Source organism: Vibrio frigidus (assembly GCF_042465995.1).
Taxonomy (GTDB): domain Bacteria; phylum Pseudomonadota; class Gammaproteobacteria; order Enterobacterales; family Vibrionaceae; genus Vibrio.
Map to the genome: position 1 here is coordinate 182079 of NZ_JBCDMC010000001.1, position 19215 is coordinate 201293.

The following is a 19215-nucleotide window of genomic DNA, read 5'->3' on the forward strand; positions in this document are numbered from 1 at the left end:
AACTGGTTACCTATAAATCTCATACTTGAGAAGGATAAAACATAGTTAAAAGAGCAAAATTATTGAATTAACTAAACCTAAAGTTAAGGACTTCCTAATGAAAGTACTAGTCCTAAAAGCACCAAGTTAATAGGAACTCTCACTATCGTTTATCTCATTCAAACAGATGAGGAAAAAGTCGACGTTTTTCTTCGTCACTTAAAGACTCTACCCGTTGGATATTATTCTCTGGAATGGATTCCGGGTCAGGGTAATGCTTCAGTACCCGTTCCATGCTCTGCTCTCTAATTAGATGAAGTACGGGCAACGGGGAGCGATTGGTTAGATTTTCATCGTCATCTGGATGTGCTCCGCCGAAGCAGTAATCGGGATGAAACGTAGCGACTTGAAATATACCTTCCCAATTTTGTTGCTTAATGAGGGCATCAACCCAATCTAAAAACAAATTGTAATCATAAAAATCTTGCAACATATCGGGTATCACAACCAACGTCGTTTCTAACTGTTCTGCGGTTGTTGAATCCAGAGTCATCAATTGCGCCAAAATATCTTCTAACAACTTCTCTTCAGTTTCTGCATGAGAAACCTCTATTTTAATCTGTTTGTTGCGATTCGGTTTCGCGGCAAAGGGGCAAAGATTGAGCCCAATAACGACCTCTTCTAACCAATGTTGAGTTTGCGTTATTATTTGGTTATCGTTCAAAGTATCTCCTATGAAAGCGTTTTGGTCTGGTTATGTATAAGCAAATAACACAAAGAAAATATAGCCAAGCAAAGCAGTGTTCCACCCGCCATCACGGCTAACCACGCTCCGTGCTGCCAACAATAGATAAGAAAGAATCCCCCTAAACTACCACCAACGTAATAATGGACTAAATAGAGTGCTGTTGCTGTCGCTTTCGCCGTTATCGCTTTTTGACTCACCCAACCATAGGCAAGTGCATGCGTAAAAAAAGCACCACTGCTGATCAACAACAGCCCACAGAGCATAAAAGGAATGCTATCAAAGTAAGCCAGAAACATGCCTAAACCGGTGGTAATAGTACCTAAAACCATGCCAGTGACAGGGTGTTTTTTTGCCGCCCACTTTCCACTATAGCCAGAACTTAGCGTGCCCGATAAATAACAGAGGAAGGTAAGAGAGGTAAGGCTAGAGGGTAAGTTATAAGGCTCATCAGATAGCCTAAACCCGATCACTGAAAATAGATTAACGAATAGAGCAAAGTTAAAGCCACCGATCAACATGGCAAACCAGACTTCTTTATTTCTCAGATGTTGTATCAACTGGCGATTGTGGTGAAAAAACACGCCTCGTTGCGGTTTAAAGTGTTTCTGCGCAGGAAGGTTTTTCAGTACCGCAAAGCCACCAATTAACGTTGCTATTGCGATAATAATCGCGGCGACTTGCCAACTGAAAAAATCGGTGAGCACGCCACCGACAATTCTTCCAGTGATACCACCTAAGGAGTTAGCAGCAATATACCCTCCTACGGCTTGTGTTAGCGCCGCTGGAGACATCTCTTCAGCCATATACGCAACAGCAACAGAAGCGAAGGCAGCCAGCACTATCCCCATGGATGCTCGTGCGATAACCATGCTATAAAAACTCGAATCTATCAGCATGACGATATTGATGATAGGTGGGACAAAAAGCCCGATTAGCATCACCTTTTTTCGCCCAAAGGATTCAGAAACCAATGCCCAAGGTACTAGAAATAGAGACAACGTTAAGGTTGTTGAAGCGAATATCCAATTAACCTGAGTCGCACTGATAGCAAGTTCTTTAGCGAGATGAGGCAGAATAGGTTGGAAAAGATAGAGATTACAAAAAATAAGAAACGAGCCCAACGCCATAGTAACGCTGACCTTTTTGTACTCTTTGCTACCAAATTCGATCATACAAAACCGTTACCTAAATCAATCGATCAAAACTATCCATCACTTGTTGGCATTTCATCACTCGCCCATGACCTTGTCCAGTTGTTGCAACTAACGTCACTTTCACCCCTTCTTCCGATGCCTGTTTTGAAACCGAAAATTTCGTCAATTTGTCGGCCTCATCGTGCACAATAACAGTTTGAGCATCACGATTCAGTAAGTGTTGATACGGGTCAATAATATGAATAGGGTAATGGTACTGCTGCGATATTTCTGTGACTACGTCTTTGAACAATTTTATCGAATAACCTGACCGCTCAACGCTGCCAAATAGATTGTCTAAATAGTCTAATACCGGGGCAATCAGAAGCATTGGACAGCTCGCAATCTTTACATGTTTACACTCAAGCGCTGATGCCGTGCCCATGCTGTGACCTACAAGTCCAGCCACCTCATTCACACTATCTAATATCTTCTCTAGGCAAAAAACAAACACGGGAATATGCCCATAAGCACCACCGCTTTTTCCATGTCCTGGATGATCGTAAGCAAACGCAGTAAAGCCTTTTGACGCGATATGTTCCATCAGAGGATAAAACTGGCTAGAAGTACCGGACCAACCGTGCGTAAGGACCCATGTTGGACCACTTCCCAACGAATAGGTCTTAATTACCCCTTCAGACGTTTCTACTTCTCCGTGCACCAAGCCTTCTGGTTCATCATTGAATGGCTTACTTCTTATGGGAGTAAGCAGCAACTTTCTGGCGGTTTTTTTGGCATGATTAGGGGCAATAGTATGATGAAGACGGGTCGTTACATTGATCAGTTTTTTCTTAATACTAAACTTGCCTGCTGTATTGAAGTAAATTTTCCCGCTCACGTTACTACCTACTTTATTTCCGCCAATTTTAGACTGAATGCACTATATCAGTTTAGCTTTAAAGTTCTAGTAACATTTTCGAAACATCTAGATTTTTGATCTCAGTTTTCATTCGTTGATAGGTATGCAACAATGACAAACCGCGATAACTCACTCCATCAAAAGGATTTTTATGGGTAGCTTTATTGAACAGTTACTGTTTTCCGTCTCTATCACTGGGCCTATTTGTTTAATGCTATTGCTTGGCGTGGTATTCAAACGCATCGCACTTATCAATGATTCATTTATCGATGTGGCTTCAAAACTTGTCTTTCAAGTCACACTGCCAGCCTTGTTGTTTTTGAGTATTGTTGGCTCAGAACACGATTTTTCCAATAGTACTGCGCTTATCGGTTATGGCATCACAGCCAATCTCATCTTCTTTATTCTCGTTTTTATCTTAACGAAACGTCTCTTTCCGCATTCGAACGACAACGGCGTAACAATCCAAGGGAGCTACAGAGCAAACACAGCGATTATTGGACTGGCTTATATCGCCAATGCTTACGGCGACACTGGCGTCGCCCTTGCCGCTATTTATGTGGCACCAATGACTATCTTGTACAATATTCTTGCGGTTATCGCATTAAGCCCTAAACAAGATGAAGGCAGCCGCTTTCAAGCCGTGGGAGTCATCATTAAAACCATCACTAGGAACCCACTAGTGATCTCTATCATACTTGGTCTAGCTTTCTATTTCTTAGCCGTACCAGTGCCAAATATGGTCATGGATGCTGGTCAGTATTTTGCTCGAATGACGCTGCCCTTAGCGCTGTTATGTACAGGAGGGTCATTGAATATGAAATCCCTCAAAAACGATCAACTAACTACTTGGTTTGCTACCATTAATAAACTTATTATTGCCCCGGTATTGATAACCATTACTGCCGTTTTTTTCGATTTCCGAGGTGTAGAGTTAGGCATTATCTTCTTTATGAGCTCCGCACCAACAGCCGCAGCGAGTTACGTCATGGCGAGAGCGATGGGTGGAAACGCTTCGTTGGCAGCAAATATCATTGCGCTGACTACTGTCGCTTCACTTTTTAGTTGCACTTTAGGGATCTTTATTCTTTCAAGCCTAAACTTGATGTAATACCAAGCCAAGTACATGTGTGATCAAACGGATACCGCGCGACTTAGACGCTATCCACCTACAATTTCAGTAACATTATGCAAGGATAGGTAAATTTGCGCAGTCAAGTTGGTTTGGTTTGGTTAATACTTCTTTCCCTGATGCCCGCATCCAATGTGCTCGCTGAAGAGCCTTGGCAGCCAGTATTGACCAATAATGACATCATAATCCATAAACGAGAAAAACAGATTGGGTTAATTGAGATCCGAGCTCAAATGGTTACCATGACTTCTTTAGAAGCCTGCATGAGATTATTGAGCGACGCAGAAAGCGTATCGAAATGGGTTGATCACGCAAAAGAAGCGACTATCTTAAAAAAAATTTCACCTAACGAATATTTGGTTCAAACCATATTTTCCGCCCCGTGGCCTAGCTCTAACAGAGACATGATTACTTATTCTACGATCTCCCAACCTGACAAAAACACACTGATACTTACGGTTAAAGACGCCCATCAATCCTTGCCTAAACAAACTGGATTAGTGCGAATTACCGATGTGCAGGCAAATTGGACAGTGCAAAAACTCAGTAATGGTATGACTCATATCTCATATACTGCTTATGCAAATCCTAATGGCATAATACCCGTGTGGTTGGCAAATGAAATCACGATAAGCAGCGTGTCCACCACATTTCAAAACCTAAAAAAACGCCTCCCACTTTATCAGTAGAAGGCGTTATCAATACAACGAAGTGTCAATGTTATCCGTATACTTACGCTAATTTATAAAATAGCGTCGATAATGGAGGAAGATGTAAAGACAGTGAGTCATCTAGACCCTCGCTTTCTATCTTATCCGTTTTCACTGACTTAAGTACTTCAAAACCACTGCCATTGTATTTCTCATCATCCGTGTTCAGCAATAACTCGTACATACCTTTATTAGGAACACCTAAGCGGAAACCCTCATGCGGTACAGGAGTAAAGTTGGTGATCACAAGTATGCGCTCGCCAGATTCACTGATACGTTCATGCGCCAAAATACTGGCATCGTCTGCATCTTGCAAACGCCACTCAAAGCCTTTTGGATCACAATCTTGATCGTGCATCGCGGGCTCACCGCCATACAAATGGTTTAAATCACGAGTAAGTGCTTGCACACCTTGATGACGAGGAAATTCAAGCAAGTGCCACTCTAATTGTTCATCATGATTCCACTCTGAAGTTTGGCCAAATTCAGTGCCCATGAAGTTCAATTTCTTGCCTGGCTGACCATACATATAGCCTAAATACGCTCTTAGGTTAGCCGTCTGTTGCCATTCATCACCCGGCATTTTGTTATGAATTGAACGCTTACCATAAACCACTTCATCATGAGAGAGTGACAACACGTAGTTTTCACTGTGCGCATAGATAAGAGGGAATGTAATTGTGTTGTGATGATATTTACGATGAACCGGATCTTCTTGCACGTAAGACAAACTATCGTGCATCCACCCCATGTTCCATTTAAATCCGAAGCCCAAACCACCCATAAATGTCGGTGCAGAGACACCCGGGAAAGCGGTCGATTCTTCAGCGATCGTCATTGCATTCGGGAAATGCTTATACACCTCTTCATTTACCCATTTAAACATGGCTATTGCATCGTAGTTTTCGTTACCGCCATCCTGGTTTGGAATCCATTGATCATGGCTACGAGAATAATCTAGGTAAAGAGTCGAAGCCACCGCATCCACGCGAATACCATCGATATGGAACTGTTCAAACCAATAGAGCGCATTCGATACTAAGAAACGACGAACGTGCTCGCGACCTACGTCATAGATGTATGAATTCCAGTCTTGATGCCAACCTCGGCGAGGATCTGGGTCGTGGTACAGTGGCGTACCATCAAAATTAGCCAAACCATGGCTATCGGCAGGGTAATGCGCAGGAACCCAATCGAGTACGACACCAATACCAGCCTCGTGACATGCATCTACGAAAAACTTAAAGTCATCAGGTGAACCAAAACGGCTTGTTGGGGCAAATAGGCCCACAGGTTGATAACCCCAAGAACCATAGAATGGATACTCTGAAATAGGCATCAACTCTACGTGGGTATAACCTAAGTCACTCAGGTACGGAACCAATTCAGCCGCTAATTCACGATAGTTGAGAAAATTACCTTCTTTATTTCGTTTCCATGAACCAGCATGTAATTCATAAAAAGAGAGTGCTTCTTTTCGTTTTTCAGTTACTTCTCTGCCCTGCCATTTCTGATCTTTCCAATCGTAGCGATTGTGATCGTAAACTACAGAAGAAAAGGAAGGGTACTGCTCTGCATGAAAACCCCATGGATCCGCTTTGTGCGGTAAATCTTCACCATTAGGACCTTTGATCTCATATTTATACTGAGCACCTTCTGGTAGATCAGGGACGAATAACCCCCAAATACCATAATCTAAACGCTGCATAGGATTGCGACGGCCATCCCATGAGTTAAACGGACCGATAAGGCTGACCGCGGAGGCATGCGGGGCATAAACTAAGAAACGAGTACCGTTCACTTGTTCGCCATCACGCTCCATGGTAACTAATTGTGCACCCATGTAATGATACATTTTAACAGGGGAATGCAGCTCTTCAAACTCTCTGTATAATCCGTGATATTGGTAAGGGTCATCGAGGATTTGCTCTGTTCCATTCCAATCCACGGCCAATTTATAATGCGTAAATCTTAAATCCCTATCTTGCTTTAAGATAAAACCATCGCCACTGATTCTTTCTAGTTCTACGCGAGGCTCATCACCTACAACTAACTCAACTTTACTCGCGCCTGGTATCCAAACTCGTAAAGGAACATTGTCGGCATGATGATACGGCCCTAAGAATGAAAACGGATCCGCAAATGCTGCTTTAGAAAGCTGATCAAACGTTTGTGTTTCTTTTGAAATCTCTGTTTTTTTCAACTGTCGTCTCCCGATGCAATAATATTTATTCTCACATTGTCTTCTTCAATCATTAATAATAGAAGGATAAAGTGAGAATTTCCCATAACTGATAAAGCACTAACAACTAACGTAAGTTACTATTTCTTACTTACCAAAAAATACCCGCTAAAAGCGGGTATTAGCGAGTCCCATTCTATCGGACTCTCGGAAAATGTGGAGTGACTTGATCGATATTTTCTGCGAGAAATTGACCTATCTTCCAGCTTCCTGACGCACTTCTGTAAGTCTTCTCGCAATCCTATTCACTTCTTCGCGAGCAAATATGTCATCCAACCCAACAGAAAGCTTACGACGCCAGTTAGGATATTCATTGACTGTACCTGGAATATTGACGGGCTTATCCATTTCTAGCCAATCTTCTAACTGAACACTCAACAAAGTTGAAGAACCAGAAGCAAGGTGAAGCTGCAATGCCTCACTTAAATGTTGATCCATTGCCACTAAGGTTGCATCTCTTCCTACACAGTCCGGCAAGCGGCCATGCCAAGCGACACTATTAAGTATCTCTTGCTTACATTTCAAACGGTCATCAAATAGAACTTCAAGCTGCTTTTCATCTGGATATAAACCAAGTTCTTTGCCCATTTTTAGGTCATCGCAGTGCCAGAATCCACGTAATGTCGGCATATCGTGCGTACAAAGAGCAGACATAGACTGATCTTTGTAATGCGCTGGAGAATAATAACCGCCATCCTCCGCAACTTCAAAGAAGAACACCTTGTATGAATGCACACCTGCATCGGCAAGAATATCCACTATTTCATCAGGTACGGTACCTAAGTCTTCGCCAATCACAGAGCACTGATGTCGATGAGATTCAAGCGCGAGAATGGCAAGCATATCTTCCACTGGATAGTAGATATAGGCCCCTTCTGTTGCACCTTCACCTTTAGGGATTAACCAGAGGCGTAACAGCCCTAATACGTGATCAATTCGAAGTGAACCACAATGCTTCATATTGGCTCGAAGCAGTTTTATATACGCGTCGTAGCTGGTTTCTTGCAGTACCAGAGGATTAAGTGGTGGCAGCCCCCAGTTTTGACCAAGCGGCCCTAATACATCAGGTGGAGCACCGATACTTGCACCTTGTACGAGTACACCATCGTCTGCCCAAGTTTCAGATCCAGAATCAGCAACACCAACGGCCAAGTCTCGATAAAGACCAATGGACATTCCTTTTTCTTCAGCCAATACTTGCGCTTCATGGATCTGGCTATCTGCCACCCATTGAAGATAAAAATACAGCTGAACTAATTCTTGATTGTCCGCGATAAACTTTTGAACTGCGGCGTTATCAAAATGACGGTACTGTTCAGGGAAAACAGGCCAGCCCCAAACAGAAGAGTCTTCTTTGTGTAGCTTGCTGTGTAACGCATCAAAAACAGCTTGATGTTTTAAGCTTGCTCCACCTTCTTCGATAAAGGCCAAAAACTCAGCTGCACGCTCACTTTCTTTATCTAAGTGACGTGTTTTAAATTCGTCATAAAGAAGCGGTAATACACTCATCTTTAGATCAGCAACTTCAGTATAATTGACCCAATGAGCATCGCGAACTCTTTGCAATCGATGTTGGAAATCGCTGCTGCCAACTTTTTGCTGTGCGTCAACACTTAATACGAACTCAGGAACGGAACTTACGTCTATGTAGAGCACGTTCAACCAACGACGCGAAGATGGGCTGTATGGGCTAGCACCCTCTGGGTTAGCAGGAAACAGTGAGTGAATAGGGTTTAAACCAACGAAATCACCACCGCGGGACGCCACTTCAGCGACAAGTTGTTTAAGGTCTCCAAAATCACCAATACCCCAATTGTGTTGAGTACGCAGAGTATAGAGTTGTACGCTCGGCCCCCACATTTTTTTGCCTGCTTCGATCTGCTCTTGTTTGTAACAAGCCGTCGGGGTCACAATCAATGTCATTTCATAAGGTGTCTTACGACGTTTGCGGCTAACAATCAGCTTGTGATAACCCCAAGCAAGATTTGGCAATTGAAATACTAATGACCCGCCTTCAGCGCGTTCATCTCTAACAATTTGAGATTGTAAATACCCTTCAAGTACTTCGCCTTGCTCTGTTTCCAAACGCCAACTAAATTCGCTTTCGCGTGCACTAACGCCTAAGTTTAAATTAACTTCAACAGGTTGATTACTACCACGAACAACAAGCACCGAATCTAATACATCTTTCCTATGCTTTTTTTCGGCAGATTTTAGTAACTTTTCATCACTCGATGTATCGTAACCTAGAGACGCGAGCAGTCGACGGATGGTCTCGTCTTTAACGGTCGCTTCTTCTCCCCATGCACTGACATAACTATCTGCAATTCTAGCTATTTCAGCGACTTGTTTTAGTGCTGATTGTTGTTTCATTATTTTCTCCGAAGCTGCACTAGCAGCTTCATTTCAGTAGGGGTACGCAATAGATACCAAATCCAGTAGAAGTCTCTATCCAACAACTCAACAAGGTGAAACGGCTAATGGATTGGGTATCAAAGCCAAGATAATTTCAACCTTGGCTTTGATCTTATAACTAGCGCTTAACGGCTTCTAGTTTCCAGATATTATTCACATAGTCACGAATTGAACGGTCAGAACTGAACTTGCCTACCAGTGCTGTATTCAAGATCGCTTTACGTGCCCAACCTTCTTGGTCACGGTACTGTGCATCCATATCTTCATGTGCTTTCACATAAGAAGAGAAATCAGCAAGACATAGATAAGGGTCACCACCATCTAACAAGCTATCAAATGTCGCACGAAGCTTGCCGGGTTGGCCTGGTGTAAACTCATCGCTCAAAAGCAGATCCAATGACGCTTTCAATAATGGATCTGAGTTGTAGTAGTCAAATGGGTTATAGCCACTCGCTCGTAGAGCTTCCACACCATCAACATCCAAACCAAAGATGTAGATATTTTCATCACCTACTTCTTCACGAATCTCCACGTTTGCACCATCCATCGTACCGATAGTTAACGCGCCGTTTAGAGCCATCTTCATGTTGCCTGTACCAGACGCTTCTTTACCTGCGGTAGAGATTTGCTCGGAGACGTCAGCAGCAGGAATAATGATTTCTGCCATGCTTACACGGTAGTCTGGGATAAATACAACCTTGAGCTTGTGATTAACACGCTTGTCATTGTTGATCTTCTCAGCCACTTTGTTTGTCGCGTAAATGATCTCTTTAGCAAGGTGGTAGCCAGGCGCCGCTTTTGCTGCAAAAAATACAACACGTGGTGCCATATCAAATGTCGGATCGTTCAACAAACGATGATACAAAGATAATATGTGCAGCAAGTTTAGATGCTGACGTTTGTATTCATGAAGACGTTTAATCTGGACATCAAAGATGGCATTGGTATCAAGTTCAATGCCCATGTTTTCTTGTACCCAGTTGGCTAGACGCTGCTTGTTTTCTTTCTTAACAGCCATGTATCGTTTTTGGAACGCTTTATCTTCTGCAAATTTTGCTACTTGTGTCAGTTGGTCAAGATCGGCTGGCCACTCAGTACCAATTTTCTCAGAGATTAAGTCCGAAAGGCCTGGGTTACAGAACTTCAACCAACGACGAGGAGTCACACCGTTCGTTACGTTTTGTAGCTTGTTTGGATACAGCTCATTGAACTCAGGGAATAGATCGCGCTTAACCAGTGCAGAGTGAAGAGCCGCAACACCGTTTACCGCATATGAACCAACAACACATAGGTTTGCCATACGGACCATACGGTGGAAACCTTCTTGAATAATAGAAAGCTTACGTTGTTTCTCAACATCACCAGGCCATTTAGCACGTACATCGGCTAAGAATAGATGGTTAATCTGATAGATGATTTCCATATGACGAGGAAGAAGACGCTGAATAAGTGATTCACTCCACGTTTCTAGTGCTTCTGGCAATAATGTATGGTTTGTATAAGCAAACGTTTTTGAACAAATAGCCCATGCGGCATCCCAAGAAAGATCACGTTCATCCATCAGAATACGCATCAATTCAGGAATAGCGATTGTTGGGTGCGTATCGTTAAGCTGAATGGTTTCATATTTAGGTAAGTCGGCTATATTGTGACCCGCCGCGTCATGACGACGTAAGATGTCTGCCATTGATGCTGCACTGTGGAAATACTGCTGCATTAGACGAAGTGTTTTACCCTTTTCGTGGTTATCGTTTGGATAAAGAACTTTAGTAATGTTACCCGAATCGATCAGCGCGTGCTGTGCTTCAAAGTAATCACCATTGTTAAAACTTTCCAAGGAGAATGGTGCAATTGCACGACATTCCCAAAGGCGCAATGGATAAACCGTATTACTTTCGTAACCGACGATTGGAAGATCCCAAGGCATACCTTGAACCTGCATACCTGGCACCCAACGACGTTTTTCTACACCGTTAACAAACTCAGAATCAACATGGCCATAAAAACCAATTTGCTGCGCATATTCAGGACGAGCAACTTCCCATGGGTAGCCTTCAACACCGCGCCACGCATCAGGTGCTTCTTTTTGATGACCCTGTTCAAAAGATTGTTTGAATAGGCCATATTCATAATGAAGGCCATAACCAATTGTTGGAAATTCTTGAGCTGCACACGAATCCATGAAACATGCAGCAAGACGACCCAAACCACCATTACCTAATGATGGATCTCGTTCTTCTTCAAGCAGGTCAGAAAGGTTCTGACCAAGTTCAGTCATCGCGTCTGTAATTTGTCCGTACAAACCCATACTAATCAGGTTATTGCCTGTTAGACGACCGATTAAAAATTCTAGAGAAAGATAGTTAACGCTCTTCGCGTTTTGAATAGCCTTGTCATTTTCCGTTTCTAATAGGTCAAGTGTGGTCAATTCAGCTAATGCGCGTCCCATTGCTAGATACCAAGCTCGAGAGTCTGCATGTTCTATTGTGGTCGCATAAGTTGCACTTAGATGTTTCTTAACATTAGCTTGGAAAGAGGCTTTATCAAATTTCTTTTGTTGAGTTGGTTTCATAGCGAAATCTCATTAATTATCAATTTATCTGTGGCATATCCTGCATTGACTTAAGTAGCAGAACATCCTCCCATAAACGTGGTATCGGAGGAGGAGTAGTTAGGGCGTAGATACCTACTCCTACACAATTCAAGATCTAAATCACACTACTACAGTTAAATTAATAAACTTAGGTGATTTAGGTCACGTGTACATCTCTTTACCTCAATTAGCCATAAATCGGCTAAAAATGACCTATCGAAAAAAGTAACTGAAATATGTCGATTTGGTCACAAAATAATTAAAGCTTAGAATTGTTTCAGCCATACTAATATGTACAGATGAAATAATTAATTACATCATATCCTAGCTATAATGTGACAGAACACCCAATTGTGGGGCGTAGATGATCATTTACATGCGCTGGGTCATACATATTTGAGAATAGTCATGTACGACAGGGGGACCCTTAACGTAGGATTAACTTAACCGAGAAAAATAAGCGTATAAGTAGCCCTTTCTACTGTCTAAATACTAAGAGCGGGGTGACTCACCCAGTTCAAAACAACTCATTGAATATAAATATGTTGATACCTTCAAAATTAACTAGACCCGGTCGTTTGCATAACGCGATAGTCAGACCAAGAGTACTAGATTTACTGCAACAAGCGCCTTTCTATAAGCTTGTACTTTTTCGTTCGCCTGCGGGATACGGCAAAACCACCATGGCTGCCCAATGGTTGGCAAATAAAAGTGCCGTAGGTTGGTATAGCATAGACGAGAGTGACAACGATCCATCTCGTTTTGTGAACTATTTCATTCAAGCTATCAACAAAGCAACAGATGGAAGATGTCCCAGTTCGCAAACACTGGCAGAGAGGCGACAGTTCTCCTCACTTCATTCTCTCTTTGGCGAAGTTTTTGTTGAACTCTCTGATTATTTCAACGAGTTCTATGTGGTGTTAGATGATTATCATCTTATTGATTCAGATGAGATCCACGAAGCCATGCGTTTTTTCTTAAAAAACATGCCAGACAACATGACACTTGTTGTCACTAGCAGAAGTACACCACCTTTGGGAACAGCTAACCTAAGGGTTAGAGATCTCATGATCGAAATCGATAATGGTTTGCTCGCTTTCGACACCGAAGAAACAACCCGATTTTTTAATCAACGCGTCTCTGAAGGCATCGATGATACCACGGCCTCAAACCTACAAACCTACGTGGAAGGTTGGCCTTCGGCTCTGCAATTGATCGCCCTACAAGCACAGCATCATAAGCGGACACTTGCGCAGTCAGCAGAATCTGTATCTCAATTTAACCATGCGCATTTATGGGACTACTTGATAGAAGAAGTCTTTGATTTGCTCGATGAAGATACGAAGTATTTTCTGATGCAATGTTCGGTACTAGAGACATTTAATGACGCCTTAGTGACAGACCTCACCGATCGAGAAGACTCCCTCGGCATGATTGAATCACTCAATCGTTTTGGACTCTTTATCTATCACTTAGAAGGTGAACAAGATTGGTACCGATTCCACCACCTCTTTGGTGAATTTCTTGCGCATCAGAGAAAAGCCCGCATTGCAAATGAAGAAGTTAAGTTGCACCAAAAAGCCGCGATAGCCTGGCTTAAGTTAGATATTCCATATCAAGCTCTTCGTCATGCCCAAAAGGCAAAAGATGACGCTCTTATTGCTAAGATCATAACCAACTCTGGCTGGAAGATGTTTAATCATGGCGAACTGATTGTATTAGAAAATGCTATAAATCAATTAGATAAAGACTTTTTGTATAGCAATATGAAGCTATCTTTATTGCGAGCATGGTTATCTCAGAGCCAGCACCGATACAATAAAGTAGAAGATATGTTAACCGTTTCTCTTTCCGAGATGAAAAGTAGAAAGATAGTTCTCAGCACTAACGACCAAGGTCAAGTAAATGCCTTACTTGCACAAGTTGCGATTAATAAAAATGACCCTGTACTTGCTCTTGAACTGGCTGAATTAGCATTAAGCCAGTTAGATACCACTATCTATCGTAGCCGAATTGTTGCCACTTCCATTGTTGGTGAAGTTAACCACGTATTAGGTAAATTAGATCGCGCATTACCTCTGATGCAACAAACAGAGAAACTGGCCCGTCAACATCAGCTATACCATCAAGCATTGTGGGCACTGTTACAACAGAGTGAAATATTAGTAGCACAAGGGTTTGTACAAGCCGCATTTGAGATGCAAGATAATGCCTTTAAACTTATTGAAGAGCAGAAGCTTCAACAACTGCCTCTCCACGAGTTTCTACTGCGTTCTAGAGCGCAAATACTCTGGTGTTGGAATCGCCTAGACGAAGCGGAAGAGTGTGCTTTCAAAGGAATTGATGTACTAGGAAAAGCGGATCCTAGCAAGCATTTACACAGCTATTCTATGTTGGCTCGTATCGCCATTGGCCGAGGTGAACTTGATAAAGCAGCAAGGTTTATCGAACAGATAGAACACCTATTGGAACAGTCAACCTACCACCTAGACTGGACAGCTAACGCATCGCTTTCCCTAATACTTTATTGGCAAGCACGCAACGATGTCGAATCCACGGAGCAATGGTTAATAAAAGCAAATCGACCATCTGAAGCAAAAAATCACTTTTTGCAGCTGCAATGGCGAAATATTACCAGAGCGCAGATCTACGTTGGTCAATATGATGAGGCAAAAATAAGCTTAACATTTTTACAAAATGAAGCTGAAACTTCAAAGCTCATCACCGATATAAACAGAAATCTTATTGTGGATGCTATCCTTGCCATAAAACAGAACGATGAAGAACGGGCTAGCGATATGCTTAAAGCCGCATTAAGCATGACAAATCAGACGGGAATGATAGGTAACTTCTTAATTGATGGTGCTTCTATTGACCACCTGCTACAAAAGCTGATGAGTAAATCAACGTTAGGCGATCTCGAAAAACATAGAGCACAACAGCTTGTAAAAGACATATCAAGTAAGCAGCGCAGCCGCTCTATTCATTTTGATGAGGAATTCATCGACAAGCTTCTTAATCATCCGAATATTCCGGAGTTGGTTAGAACCAGTCCATTAACCCAACGAGAATGGCAGGTCTTAGGCTTGATCTACTCTGGTTTCAGTAACGAGCAAATTGCACAAGAGTTAGATGTGGCAGGGACAACAATCAAAACACACATTCGTAATCTTTATCAAAAGCTGAATATAGCCAATAGAAAAGAAGCGATAGAAACTGCCGAAAATTTGCTCAATTTAATGGGTTATTGATAGAGTCGTTCCCGTAGGTAGACTCGGCGTTTTCTTAACTAGTTTCGTCACTTTTCTATTTGGTCTCGTTATCCCCACGAAAGTGTAATGCTGTTCGGTTAGTGCTAAATACTTCGTCATTCCCGTGAAAACGGGAATCTTGGTGAAATTAGATCTCCACTTTCGTGGAGATGACGTAGGTTTCGTGGAGATGATGTAGGTTTCGTGGAGATGACGTAGGTTTTATTGGGATGACGTAGGTTTCATGGGGATGACGTTAGTTTTCGTGGAAGTAGATCAATTTTCGTCGGGATGATAGGTTTAAATAACCTTAACCGAACAGCATTACACGAAAGAGGGGGTCTCATACCACGCGATATCCGATTTCACGGGAATGGAAAAACAAATGGGAACGCTAATTTTACTATCACGGAAACCAAATGATTCTAAAGGAATGGACATCAAATAGGCTATGGTATGCCGATATGCACTACACCAAGTTTGGTTTATCGCACCTACACAGAATGGTGGTTATTCGGCTGATAGACGGGTCAATCGTAATACACAATCCTATCGATTTAGGCATACAATTGCAGCACGAACTTTCTAGACTTGGTTCTGTCAAATCTGTCATTTGCGCCTCTCCAAGCTATCATCAATATCTATCCGAATGGTGGCTCACCTACCCAGACGCACTTTTTTATGCGACACCCACTCTGATACAAAAACGCTCAGATATTAATTTCGATGGTGCGTTATCTAATTATGCACCTTTAACATGGAAAAATGACCTGTTTCAAACTGCGCTATTGGGGTTTGATCAACCACGTAAGATCATGTTCTGCGATCCAGACAGTCGTACTCTCATATTAAGTGACCATTTATTTGCAGTACAAGACTTACTTCCTGTTGGTCAAAAAATACTCACATGGGTTCATGGTATAAATCGCGATCTTAAAATTTCTTACTCTGATAAACGTCACTTAAGTAATATGGCGGCATTGAGGGCGTCGATACAAGAGGTTATGACTTGGCCTTTTGATAAATTGATATCCAGCAATGGGTTAATCATTGAAACAAATGCAAAGAAACATTTTTATCAGGCATTTTGGTGGGCGTTCTAATAAAAAAAACCAACCGCAATAATTGCGATTGGTAAATAGATATTGTGAACAATAGTTATTCACTAACAACGTCAGTTGGCTAGGTGACCCTCGGCTTTAAGAAGGGTCACTATCACTAATGCATCATGCGTGCCAAATTTATATATATCATTTGGCTCTAAATTCAACCTACTTAAGACTCATTTGACCTTCTAATTCGCAAAATGCGAATTGCATATTGCAAATCAAGGCGAATTGCTATGAGATAGGTTGCAGAACGATAAAGAACGGACTCTTTTCTCTCTAGCAAAAATTCTTGTATACTCATTGGCTATTTAAATCAGAACCGATCAATTAATGAATTACTTAATCACCTTCTTCAAAGGTATGGCGATGGGCGCAGCGGATGTGGTACCAGGCGTATCTGGCGGCACCATTGCATTTATTACCGGTATCTATGACACCCTTCTTGAGAGTATACGACGAGTCAATCCAAGGCTACTTATCCTATGGAAACAACAAGGATTTAAAGCCGTATTTAACCATATCAATGGCTTTTTTCTTATCAGCCTTTTTGGTGGGATAATTACCAGTATTTTAACCTTTGCCAAACTTATCTCTTGGTTACTCGTTAACCACCCTATCCCTCTCTGGTCATTTTTCTTTGGTCTCATCTTAGTTTCTGTTTTCCACATCCTTAAACAGGTTGAAAAAAAGGATATCGTTCGCGGTATTATTGTCGTCGTCGGTATCGCATTTGCGTACTTTATTACCGTACTTAAACCATTAGAGATGGACCCAACCAGTATCAATTTTGTCTTTGCTGGCGCCATCGCTATCTGTGCCATGATCTTGCCCGGCATTTCAGGCAGCTTTATTCTTTTATTACTAGGTATGTACGCACCGATACTCGCCGCGGCAAAAACCATTCAAATAGACATACTTCTGTTATTCGTTGCTGGCTGCATTTTAGGTTTGCTTACATTTTCTCATCTACTCTCTTGGCTGCTTAAATCCTTTAGAGATTCGACCTTAATGTTTTTGACCGGGCTAATGATAGGAACGCTGCCGAAGATATGGCCTTGGAAAGAAACCATCAGTTGGCGTATAAATTCACACGGCGAACAAGTTCCCTTAGTACAGGAAAACCTGTCACCCTTCCAATTTGAGGCACTCACTTCTCAGCCACATCAATTGTTACTGTCCATTGCGATGATGTTTCTGGCTATAGGGCTTGTTTTATTACTCGAGAAGGTTTCCGATAAAAAATAATCCATCATTTGAGAGAGGTAGAGCGTACCGTTTAAATACGTTCTATTTTTCATCAAAATTCACAACTTGTTCACAACAGTTATCACTTTTCTCTATCACCATGATAATATGTTAACTTATTCAACACGATAATCCCCACTATGAAGATTGTTCAAATACTATTAATATTTGGCGCGATTGCGCTTGGTTATGCTGTACCGGATCTAGTCAAGTCAATCAGTCAAGAAGCAGAGCCCATCAATCTCGACAAATATTGTATGGTCTCGACCACAGCATGCCAACAAGACGGTGTCACAATCACTCTCGAACATGACCTTGCCAAACCATTGGTGGAAAGCATGATTGAGGTTAATTGGGAAGGTACCACTAGCGATACATTACTGCTCTCTCTTCAAGGTTTCGAGATGGATATGGGTATCGCTAAATACTCGTTAACTAAACAATCTAGCGGCAGATACATAGGCAATATAATGTTGCCCGTTTGCACACAAGATAAAATGACATGGATAGGAACATTGACCGACGGTAATAAAGAAGTTTATGCCGCAATTAGGATGGAAAGATGAGTAGAAATTGGTCTTTAGCTATAGTTATCGCCTTTGTGCTTGGCTACAGCGTAAAAGTATATATGGATATGCAAAACGACGTTGCTCTAGAGAAACAAAATGAGGCGGCTATGCAGATCATTAAGGACCCAGTATTCAACGGTAAAGATGATACTGAAACACACATATTTGACGTCAACGATAACAGAATTCGAATCGTATATTTTGGTTACACTCGCTGCCCTGATGTCTGCCCAACATCGCTGGCGATGTTATCCGGAGCGCTTAGCAGCATTAATGAAGAACAATTGGCGCAACTTAGACCCATGTTTATCTCCATCGATCCTGAAAGAGATGAAGCAAACGCAGCCCATCAGTATGCACAATACTTCCATGCCAATATTGAAGGTTTTTCTGCCCCTATGGCGACAACAAAACCTGTTGCGGATCACTATGGTGTCATTTTTAGAAAAACAGAATTAGAAGATTCCGCTATCGGTTATGTAGTGGATCACAGCTCTTATTTCTATTTCTTAACACCGGATGGGACTTTAATTACCAAAGTCGCCCACACCATGAATCCAGCGCCAATCGTTGCGGCGATCGAAGATGTACTCACAACCGAATAACTGGAAATCAAAGCAATAACAAACGAAAAGCAATAACAAAATAATATCGAGGCGAGGGTAACATTCGCCAAATTATAGGGAAATTAAAATGAAAAAAACACGTGTACTTTTAGCCTCAACCTTATCACTATTCCTCTCGTCATTTGCCTTAGCATCTGATGTGGAAATTCAACACCCTTACGCCAGAGCAACACCACCAAATGCACCTGCAAGTGCCGTTTTTTTAGTTGTCAAAAACAACGATTCAATCGAAAAAAATATTATTTCAGCATCGACACCAGCCGCCGGAAAAGTTGAGCTTCATACCCATATTATGGACGGTGACGTAATGAAAATGCGTCAAGTAGACACGATTAATATCCCCGCAATGGGAACGACCGAGCTTAAGCCCGGTGGTCTACACATAATGCTCTTTGAACTCAAACAAGACTTTAAAGAAGGCGGACAGATCGACGTAACGATTAACTTTGCGAACGGCGAAAGCCAAACCTTTACCGCGAAGATTAAAAAGGTAATGCAAGGGATGAAGATGAAGCACTAACGACAACGTTTTTAGTCAAATCAC

General features: G+C 42.0%; 14 protein-coding genes. 8 read left to right on the plus strand and 6 right to left on the minus strand.

Annotated features, from left to right (window positions below):
• Positions 1–154 precede the first annotated feature (154 nt).
• From AACW90_RS00810 to AACW90_RS00820, 3 genes are read right to left on the minus strand one after another with little or no spacing between them, the layout of a single operon-like run.
• On the minus strand, positions 155–703 hold the full coding sequence (locus tag AACW90_RS00810) for a DUF1415 domain-containing protein (RefSeq protein WP_390229470.1): 549 nt from the start codon (positions 701–703) through the stop codon (positions 155–157).
• Positions 704–711: 8 nt separating this feature from the next.
• Complete coding sequence (locus tag AACW90_RS00815; protein ID WP_390229472.1) at positions 712–1899, minus strand: MFS transporter; 1188 nt, start codon at positions 1897–1899, stop codon at positions 712–714.
• 13 nt (positions 1900–1912) lie between these two features.
• Positions 1913–2758, minus strand: coding sequence for an alpha/beta fold hydrolase (locus AACW90_RS00820; protein ID WP_390229474.1), 846 nt, complete (start codon positions 2756–2758; stop codon positions 1913–1915).
• A gap of 172 nt (positions 2759–2930) precedes the next feature.
• Between AACW90_RS00820 and AACW90_RS00825 the strand changes: the two genes are divergently transcribed.
• Both AACW90_RS00825 and AACW90_RS00830 read left to right on the plus strand, forming a co-directional pair.
• Positions 2931–3890: an AEC family transporter gene (locus tag AACW90_RS00825; RefSeq protein WP_390229476.1), complete on the plus strand. Its 960-nt coding sequence runs from the start codon at positions 2931–2933 to the stop codon at positions 3888–3890.
• A gap of 95 nt (positions 3891–3985) precedes the next feature.
• Positions 3986–4600 carry an START domain-containing protein gene (locus AACW90_RS00830; protein WP_390229478.1) on the plus strand — a complete coding sequence of 205 codons (615 nt, stop codon included), beginning with the start codon at positions 3986–3988 and terminating at the stop codon, positions 4598–4600.
• Between the two features lie 43 nt (positions 4601–4643).
• Here the strand turns inward: AACW90_RS00830 and glgB are convergent, their stop codons facing one another.
• The 3 genes from glgB to AACW90_RS00845 all read right to left on the minus strand — a co-directional run bounded on the left by glgB (position 4644) and on the right by AACW90_RS00845 (position 11850).
• Positions 4644–6824, minus strand: a complete 2181-nt coding sequence (gene glgB, locus AACW90_RS00835; RefSeq protein ID WP_390229480.1) for a 1,4-alpha-glucan branching protein GlgB — start codon at positions 6822–6824, stop codon at positions 4644–4646.
• 234 nt (positions 6825–7058) lie between these two features.
• A complete protein-coding gene (gene malQ / locus AACW90_RS00840) occupies positions 7059–9236 on the minus strand; it encodes a 4-alpha-glucanotransferase (protein ID WP_390229482.1) in 2178 nt (725 codons plus the stop codon).
• Between the two features lie 160 nt (positions 9237–9396).
• Positions 9397–11850, minus strand: coding sequence for a glycogen/starch/alpha-glucan phosphorylase (locus AACW90_RS00845; RefSeq protein ID WP_390229484.1), 2454 nt, complete (start codon positions 11848–11850; stop codon positions 9397–9399).
• A 563-nt stretch (positions 11851–12413) separates the two neighbouring features.
• Between AACW90_RS00845 and malT the strand changes: the two genes are divergently transcribed.
• From malT to AACW90_RS00875, 6 genes are all read left to right on the plus strand, one after another.
• Entirely contained in the window at positions 12414–15122 is a 2709-nt protein-coding gene (gene malT / locus AACW90_RS00850; RefSeq protein WP_390229486.1) for an HTH-type transcriptional regulator MalT, read from the plus strand.
• 419 nt (positions 15123–15541) lie between these two features.
• The gene (locus AACW90_RS00855; RefSeq protein ID WP_390229488.1) at positions 15542–16225 is read left to right on the plus strand and encodes a hypothetical protein; all 684 of its coding nucleotides are present in this window, start codon (positions 15542–15544) and stop codon (positions 16223–16225) included.
• Between the two features lie 336 nt (positions 16226–16561).
• Positions 16562–17476, plus strand: coding sequence for a polyprenyl-phosphate transporter (locus AACW90_RS00860; protein ID WP_390229490.1), 915 nt, complete (start codon positions 16562–16564; stop codon positions 17474–17476).
• Positions 17477–17616: 140 nt separating this feature from the next.
• Positions 17617–18042: a hypothetical protein gene (locus AACW90_RS00865; RefSeq protein WP_390229492.1), complete on the plus strand. Its 426-nt coding sequence runs from the start codon at positions 17617–17619 to the stop codon at positions 18040–18042.
• The gene (locus tag AACW90_RS00870; RefSeq protein WP_390229494.1) at positions 18039–18650 is read left to right on the plus strand and encodes an SCO family protein; all 612 of its coding nucleotides are present in this window, start codon (positions 18039–18041) and stop codon (positions 18648–18650) included. The genes AACW90_RS00865 and AACW90_RS00870 overlap by 4 nt, the downstream gene beginning before the upstream one ends.
• Positions 18651–18738: 88 nt before the next feature.
• A complete protein-coding gene (locus AACW90_RS00875; RefSeq protein ID WP_390229496.1) occupies positions 18739–19191 on the plus strand; it encodes a copper chaperone PCu(A)C in 453 nt (150 codons plus the stop codon).
• Positions 19192–19215: the final 24 nt, after the last annotated feature.